This is a genomic window from Actinomadura sp. GC306 (assembly GCF_004348665.1).
In the GTDB taxonomy this organism is placed as follows: domain Bacteria; phylum Actinomycetota; class Actinomycetes; order Streptosporangiales; family Streptosporangiaceae; genus Spirillospora.
Window position 1 is genome coordinate 1 of record NZ_SMKM01000552.1, and the last position, 645, is coordinate 645.

1 protein-coding gene is annotated in these 645 nt (G+C 67.1%); it reads left to right on the forward strand.

What is annotated here, in order from left to right; genetic code table 11:
• Positions 1 to 311: 311 nt before the first annotated feature.
• A partial coding sequence (locus tag E1200_RS33460; RefSeq protein ID WP_165950574.1) for a tyrosine-protein phosphatase occupies positions 312 to 645 on the forward strand: 334 nt, incomplete at its 3' end.

Genomic DNA, 645 nt, shown 5'->3' on the forward strand with positions numbered 1-645 from the left:
TGTGTATAAGCGACAGCGCCGATCCAGCAGCCCGCTCGCACGGACCCGCCGGGCCAGCGGCGCGAAATCACTACCGGCAGGCCGGACCACCGCGGGGGGCGCAGCGTGCAGGGTCGAGGGCATGAAGCCTCCATACGTGAAACAGGGGATCGATACTCCGAAGCTACGGAGCCCGGCACCGGCCGGTCTCCACGCTCCAGAGCCATTCCCCATCTGGCTCCTAAGTCCCGGGTCCATCCCCGGCATACGCCGCACCGAACACGACCCCTGCGAAAAACACCGCCAACAGCCGCCATATAGGCTCACAAACCATGGACGACGGCACACGTTGGATCAACCTCAACGGCGCGGTCAACGCCCGCGACCTCGGCGGCCTCCCCACCACAGACGGACGCACCACACGCCGCGCACGCATCCTGCGCTCCGACAACCTCCAGCACCTCACGGTCGCCGACGTACGCCTCCTCCTCGACGACTACGGCCTCAAGAACATCATCGACCTGCGCAGCAACGCCGAAGTACGCCTCGAAGGACCCGGCCCCCTCACCCGCGTACCGTCCATCACCCTCCACCAGCTGTCCCTGTTCCCCGAAGGCGGCCGCCACACCGACGTCGCCGCCGACATCGACAAAGTCCTCCCCTGGC